Raw genomic sequence first — 6,225 nt, forward strand, 5'->3', positions numbered from 1 at the left:
TCTAAAATTTATGTCCAGAGATTAATCCTATTACCTTGTTTATCCGTAAAACTGCCGACCACAATCATAATAAAATCAATCAGCGCCCAAATCCCTAGGCCACCGAGTGTGAGCAATTGCAAAATACCTGTTCCGATTTTTCCAACATAAAATCGATGTACGCCAAACATGCCTAAAAAGAAGCAAAACAGCGCAGCCGGAAGTATTCTTTTTTCTGATTGGGTTTGCTGTTGCAAAGTGCCCTGTGGCGCACCGCAATGTGGACATGTGACAGCAGTTACATGGATTTCTTTTCCGCAGCCGCGGCAAAATACCATACTCATTTTTTTCTCCTTGTCGTGTTGGTAGTGCGTGATGACAGTGAATATCGATTACCAGCACTTGTTTTAAATAAGGTACTACCCGGTACCACTATGCAGAAAAAATTACCAATAAATCTATTAACACTGATAATTTCATGAGAGTACTTGTTTTATTGAAACGACAAAACAAAAATGTCAAAAACTTGTAGAAACTGTTGGATTGATACCCTAAGCTCGTGCATAGATACAGTTAACAAATCGCTTTTCGCATCCCGCCGTATAGGGCAATCAGACTGCAGATCGTTGGACGGAACTATTGTCGCTATTGCCACTCTGACAGAAGTTATTTTTAGCATGTCGATTTTGTCGCATCTTATTCAACCCCAATTTTTATCCGAGGTAAAAATGTATTCCACTCGATCGACGATGTTGTCCCGTATCTATTCAGTTGCTTTGATTAGTACCCTGTCAATCGGATCGCAATTTGCTTATGCCGACGGCTTAAGTGATTTAAAGACTGCTTTGATCAGGTTGCAAGGCGCGACACCGGTGAAGGCAAATTTGGAAGCAAAGACATGGAGTCGTCAGGGGGATGGTAAAGACGCAGATGAACGCAGTGGTATCGCCAGTGTGCAGATAGAGGAAGGGCCGCGTGGCTTGCAGGTGTATTACAGCAGAGACTTGTTGAGTCGACTGGAAACCGAAGAACGCGCCCGTGAAAAAGATCCAAAGGCCAAAACCCCAACGCTTTCTGCGCTCAACGATATCAATTCTAGTGAGCTGCGTCCGTTGATTTATGCCGCCAATAGTTTGTCCCGTGCAGTAGAAAAAGCCATATTCAAAAATGAAAAAGCGGATACCTACAATGGTAAGCCAGCGCGTCTGTTGAGTTTTGAAATGACCATCGACAAGATGACCGAAAAGGAGCGTAAGTATATTAAAAAGTATGAAGGTAATCTGGATATCTGGATCGCTGCCGACGGCACACCGCTGGCCAGTCGCATGCATGAAACCGCATCCGGGCGTGCTTTTATTGTGATTAGTTTTGAAACCAGTAATGACAACGATCAGGTCTACGGTTTAGTCGGTGACCGTTTGGTGATGATACGCAAAGAGACCAAAAGCAGCGGTGCAGGTGCAGGCGAGAAGGGTGAAATGCGTAGTATTAAAACGCTGCAATTGCAGTCCTGATGCTTGCTTGGCGTTGCTATTGCAACCGCCTTTATTCTGTTATCTATTCTACCATCTCGCAGCATAGATAAATATATACTCCTATCCTGTATATTTAATTGTCCATAGATTAATTGGTCTATAAGCCAATTTTAATAAAAAATAGGGGGAGTATGTTGAATTTTATCTATTTTTTGCTGCGGATTTCCCCATTTGATATGTTATTCGAGGCGAGACTGCTTTTTGTCTTACTCTGAAGTACGCCTTGATTTCCTGCATTTGCCCTGTTCACGCCCTCCGCCTATTTCCGTATCTAAAATGATGCAAATATTTTCAACTGTGCAGTAATTTTTGCGCATTTCTGTGACAATGTTTCTTCATCTCAATTCTGTTATTTCATCTAAAGAAAGCACATCCTGTGTTCTCCAGACAATCGCTCCTACCTTCCGCCGCCATTCTGTTTTTTAGTCTGACCAGTCAACTCGGCCTGGCGCAAACTGCTACTTCAGCCAATCTAGCTAGTCAAACTATGACTGCAAGCAATACCACGGCGAACAACAAAAAAATGATCACTCACGATGTCTATGCTAATTGGCGCAGCATTCAGGGCGATAAGCTTAGCCGGGACGGGCAGTGGGCAGCGTATGCATTGGTCGCGCAAGAAGGTGATGGCGAGCTAGTCATCCGTCATCTTGCCAGTGGACGCGAATGGCGTTACCCGCGCGGTACTGCACCTATCTTCAGCGCAGACGCTCACTATGTTGCATTTGCCATCCAACCCACTCGTGCAGAAATCGACAAGGCCAAAAAAGAAAAGAAGAAAGGGGAGGATCTACCGAAACCCGGTTTTGGCGTAATGGATCTAGCAACGGGTAAAGTCGAGACGCTGAACCGCGTTAAACGTTTTGGTTTTCCAGAAGAAGGCGGCAATTGGCTGGCAGTCTTGCTGGAGGCACCGAAAGACGAGAAAAAAGATAGCAAGAAAGAATCTGAAAAAGAATCCACAACCGCAAAGCCGGACGATATTCAAGATGGCATATCCGACCAGCAAATGGCTGGCGCTGGCAGCGCATCCGCCAGTGGCAAAAAGAAAGAGGCAGGCAGCGAGCTACAACTATGGGATTTGACTAGCGGAAAGCACATTAGCTACAAAGACGTAGCGGAGTTTGTCTGGGCAAAAAATGGTGGTTTGCTGGCCTATAGTGTGTCAGTAAAAGACGTCGTAAAAACGTCTGAAAAAGCTAGCGATAAGCTAATAGAGAAAGTGACAGAAAAATCAGCAGAGAAAGTGACAGAAAAAACCAATGAAAAAATAGGCGAAAAAACAGCTGAAAAAATAAATCAAAAAACCGACTCAACAATCGCTAGCAGCACCGACAAAATAAAAGAAGCAGAAAAATCCAAAGAAGCCTCTAAGGAGGGCGTGTATTTATTCAGCACCGCCGATAGCAGCACGCAAAGTCTATTAACAGGTGCCGGAAGCTACAAGCAGTTGAGGTTTGACGACGCAGGTACGCAACTCGCCTTTGTCAGCAACCGTGATCAATTGCTTGCCCTGCGAAATGAAAAATCGAGTGAAAAACTCGTTGAAAATACTACGCAAAAAGAAAAAAATAAAGAATCCGACAAAGCCAAAGACCCCGACCCAACAGCCTTCTCGCTGTTCTACTGGAATACCAAAGATCAGGCCGCCAGCTTTTTAGCCAACGGCGCAACTCCAGGCATGCCAATCGCCTGGTCACCTAGCGAATTTGGTGAGGTCGCTTTCAGCAAAGACGGCGCACGGCTGTTTTTCGGCACCGCAGAAGATCCAAAAATAGAACCCAAAGACGCGCCAGAAGCGATGAAAGTCGATCTATGGCATTGGAAAGACCCAGAGCTGCAATCGATGCAAAAGGTCAAGGCAGAAAAAGAAAAGCAACGCAGCTATCGAGCCGTCGTGCATCTGGCCGACAAGCGTTTTGTGCAGCTGGCGAATAAAACTATGCCGGTTGTCATCACCAATGACAATGCCCAGTTTGCGCTGGGTATCAGCGATTTGCCCTATCAGATTTTGCAGTCATGGGATTCTTTATATTACGACGCCTATGCATTGGATTTGCAAACTGGCCAAAGTAAGCCCTTAGCAAAAAAATTACGCTTCGAACCCGCTCTGTCATCTGCCGGTAAATATATGCTGGCCTTTGATGCGGCGACCAGCACCTGGTTTAGCTGGAGTACCGCTGACGGTAGCAAGACCAACCTGACAGGCAAACTTAAAGTCCATTTTGAAGATATTAAACAAGACACGCCAGAGCCACGTTCTGCCTACGGCTTTGCAGGTTGGACAGAGAATGACGCCAGCGTTGTTGTGTACGACCAGTTCGATTTATGGGAGATCAATCCTGTCACTCATGTCAGCACTAATTTGACTGCTGGTTATGGCCGTAAAAATCATTTGGAACTGCGCTACGTCAGCTTAGATAAAGAACAAAAATTTTTGCCATCCGACCAAAATTGGGTGCTCGCTACGACCAATGAGACTGATCGTTCTAGCGGCTATGTACAACAAAATCCCAAAGGGGGCGAGCCTGTCAAACTGATCCATGCGAACAAAATGATCAGTGGTTTATTGAAGGCAAAGCTGGCCGATACTGTCTTATTCACCCAGCAAAGTTTTGAAGAATTCCCTGACCTGTGGGCCAGCAATTTAAAAATGCAATCACCACAAAAAATCAGCAACGCTAATCCGCAACAAAGCCAATACAACTGGGGTACGCAAGAGTTGATCAGCTATACCACCGCCGACGGCAAAAAATTAAAAGCCTTGCTTGCCAAGCCAGACAATTTTGACCCGAAGAAAAAATACCCGATGATGGTCTACATCTACGAAAACATGACAGACAATTTATACCGCCATGTCCCGCCAGCACCTAGCCAGAATATCAATGTTACTCGCTACGTCAGCAATGGCTATATCGTGTTACGTCCGGATATTGTCTACACCACCGGTTACCCGGGTAAGAGCGCGATGAACACTGTATTGCCAGCCATCCAGCAAGTCATTGCCAAAGGCTATGTTGATCCGCAACGTGTCGGCATACAAGGCCACAGCTGGGGCGCGTACCAGATTAATTATCTGCTGACGCATACCAACATCTTCCGCGCGGCCGAGGCTGGCGCATCAATGGCAAATATGATCAGTGGTTACGGCGGCATTCGCTGGGGCACAGGGATGAGCCGCGCTTTTCAGTATGAACGCGGTCAGAGTCGTATCGGCGGCACGCCTTGGGGTGATCAGGCGAAGTACATCGAAAATTCACCTATCTTTAAAGTCGATAAAGTCCAGACGCCTTACCTGACCATTCACAATGATGAGGATGATGCGGTTCCGTATTACCAAGCAATTGAGTTTTTTACAGCGTTGCGACATCTAGGAAAAGAAGCCTACTGGTTCAATTACAACGGTGAAAAACATGGCTTAAGAGAGCGCGACAACATCAAACATTACACCGTTCACATGGCAGAATTTTTTGACCATTATTTGCTAGGCAGTCCACGCCCAGAATGGATGGATAAACCGGTTCCTTATCTGGAGCGCGGTAAGCGTGATGTGATGGGATTGTTTAAAACGGCGGAGCAAAAAGAGCAGGAGGCAAAAGCCGATGCCGATGCTAAAGCGAAAACGGCTAAGAAAGAGCCGGCACTAAACTAGCGTTTTATATCTATTAACTCAGACTTAATCTGATAATAATTGCTAGATGGTTTAAAGTAGTTATTAGTTTGCAAGCAAATTGGAAGTGTCATTCGTATGCGCTTCCAATTTGTTGCCAGAAAATATTTTTTAAAGCAATATACTTCAACCATTTTTCTATGGTCGCTATGTCGATACTCCTTTGGTTACTAGTTCCTTCTTGCGCCTTAAGTTTTGCGGCTTCTATTGATTTAAATGAAAGCGATTTGTTTTCGCGAACGGAAAAAATTTTATGGTTCTTTCTCATATGCTTTATTCCTTATGCGGGCTTTCTTATGTTTCGGCGTACCTTACAAGCCAAAAACTGGTTACAGCGAAAATCTGATAAAGACGGTGTGCCAGTTCAATGGGACACAGCAGAAGCTGACTTTCAAGAGCCGAGTAGTTCGTCAGAAATCTATGATAGTTCAGACGGATTTTGGAGTGATGGACACCATTGATTTTTTTACTGCTTATTTGCGACCGTCGGGTAGTGCATTTTATAAGCGCATGACAGGGTTCGCTTAAGGCTTATTTATCTATAATGAAAATTAAACGTTGTTGGCCATTAGAGGACGATCAGCGTAAGAGAACTTGACAAAAAAATGATATCAAAAAACCTTATTTTTTTTTTGACACTTCTAATAGGTGTAATTGCTGGATTTGTTTTAGGTCAGTCGTTTAGAGCGACATATCGAGTGACGCCACCGCATCGTCCATCAAATGTTCCGGTCTCAAGTAGTTGGGAGGGAGGCGAATCTGGTGGTAATTGGTTTGACTGCACCCATCAAGTTGATGGGAAATATCGATGTTTAGTTTTTGCTGATACGACTGGCGTGCTGATTTCCGATGGATTGTATACTTTCATGCCTGAGGACTCGGACGGGCGAATACACCCAGTGCTTCTTAGTTCCGACACCGAAATAAAAGTAAGTGGTTCAAGGCTAATCCGCATTAAGTAATTTGAGATCTTTGCACGATAAAAAGCCAAGCAGAGTGTTTACCTCAAATGAGACAATAGCAACAGGATAAATTTAAAGA

4 protein-coding genes are annotated in these 6,225 nt (G+C 44.7%); 2 read left to right on the forward strand and 2 right to left on the reverse strand.

From position 1 onward, the window contains the following. Nucleotides 1–8 precede the first annotated feature (8 nt). The gene (locus QN395_RS18340) at nucleotides 9–323 is read right to left on the reverse strand and encodes a TM2 domain-containing protein (protein ID WP_322117800.1); all 315 of its coding nucleotides are present in this window, start codon (nucleotides 321–323) and stop codon (nucleotides 9–11) included. A gap of 384 nt (nucleotides 324–707) precedes the next feature. On the opposite strand from QN395_RS18340, the gene QN395_RS18345 reads away from it, so the two are divergent. Beyond that, entirely contained in the window at nucleotides 708–1,493 is a 786-nt protein-coding gene (locus tag QN395_RS18345; protein WP_322117801.1) for a hypothetical protein, read from the forward strand. A 397-nt stretch (nucleotides 1,494–1,890) separates the two neighbouring features. Then, complete coding sequence (locus tag QN395_RS18350) at nucleotides 1,891–5,166, forward strand: alpha/beta hydrolase family protein (protein ID WP_323492612.1); 3,276 nt, start codon at nucleotides 1,891–1,893, stop codon at nucleotides 5,164–5,166. Nucleotides 5,167–5,254: 88 nt separating this feature from the next. On the opposite strand, the gene QN395_RS18355 is transcribed toward QN395_RS18350, so the two are convergent. Beyond that, on the reverse strand, nucleotides 5,255–5,452 hold the full coding sequence (locus tag QN395_RS18355; protein ID WP_323492613.1) for a hypothetical protein: 198 nt from the start codon (nucleotides 5,450–5,452) through the stop codon (nucleotides 5,255–5,257). Nucleotides 5,453–6,225 lie beyond the last annotated feature (773 nt).

Source organism: Undibacterium sp. RTI2.2 (assembly GCF_035018705.1).
In the GTDB taxonomy this organism is placed as follows: Bacteria; Pseudomonadota; Gammaproteobacteria; order Burkholderiales; family Burkholderiaceae_D; genus Undibacterium.

Coding starts and splice junctions, on each gene's coding strand:
- QN395_RS18345 (WP_322117801.1), top strand. CDS start 708: ATGTATTCCACTCGATCGACGATGTTGTCCCGTATCTATTCAGTTGCT.
- QN395_RS18340 (WP_322117800.1), bottom strand. CDS start 323: ATGAGTATGGTATTTTGCCGCGGCTGCGGAAAAGAAATCCATGTAACT.
- QN395_RS18355 (WP_323492613.1), bottom strand. CDS start 5,452: ATGAGAAAGAACCATAAAATTTTTTCCGTTCGCGAAAACAAATCGCTT.